At 69.4% G+C, this 790-nt stretch carries 1 pseudogene; it reads left to right on the top strand.

The annotated features are described in order from the left end of the window. Positions 1-279: 279 nt before the first annotated feature. Positions 280-790, top strand: a pseudogene (locus tag TN53_RS41320) (hypothetical protein); the annotation flags it as partial.

The raw sequence follows: 790 nt of genomic DNA, 5'->3' as shown, positions 1-790 counted from the left end.
CGGTCGCCGCCCGCGCCCCGCACTGCCACTCTTGTTGCCGGTCCGGCAAAACGGCGTCCATGCATCGGCTCTACGACCTCGACGCACCGCTGACAGCCGCTCAGCGGATCGCGGTGAGGGAGGAGTTGGAGGGGCGAAGGTCACAGAAGCATATCGGGCATTTGGTGCTTCGATCTTCACGTAAGACTTACAAGTTGGCTAAGTTGGTCACTGCCTGCACGACTCCCTCCGCTAGGCAGGTGGTCTCGTGCACTCTCGTACGGAAGGAGTGCCGTTTCCATGGCGCCGGAACGAACCTCGCCCCCTGAAGTGACCCCCTTCCCGGGCAGGGACAACTCCCTTGTCCCAAGGGAGGGCGAGGGACCGAGTCGCGACGAGGTCCGGCGCAAGATCGACAGCCTCTACGACCGGGCCGAGAGCGACACCGGCACCTTCAACGCGACCCGCGCCGCTGCGATCCCGCGCCAGCGGGGTGCGGGAGGCCGCGACGGGTCCCAGGACGACATGCAGCCCGCGGTCGGAGCCCTTGCCCGGCAGTGGTTCGACGCCGCACGGGCCAAGCTGGGCCGGACCGTGCCGGTATCGCAGCCGGAGAGGAGGATGCCCGCCCGTCCCGACCGCGCGCCCCAGCAGGCACGACCCGCGCGCCCGACGGAGCGTCCCGCGCAACCCCTCGCACTCGAAGCGCCCAAGGCACCCACGGGCGTTGTACGGGAGTTGACCGGCGGATCAGCTCAGGAGCCGACCGCAGGATTCCTTCCGGAGCTGCCCGCTCCGCCCGTCGCACCGG

The organism is Streptomyces sp. WM6386, from assembly GCF_000972385.1.
In the GTDB taxonomy this organism is placed as follows: Bacteria; Actinomycetota; Actinomycetes; order Streptomycetales; family Streptomycetaceae; genus Streptomyces.
The sequence above is the reverse complement of the archived record's forward strand: the minus strand, read 5'-3'. Positions and strand labels throughout refer to the sequence as shown.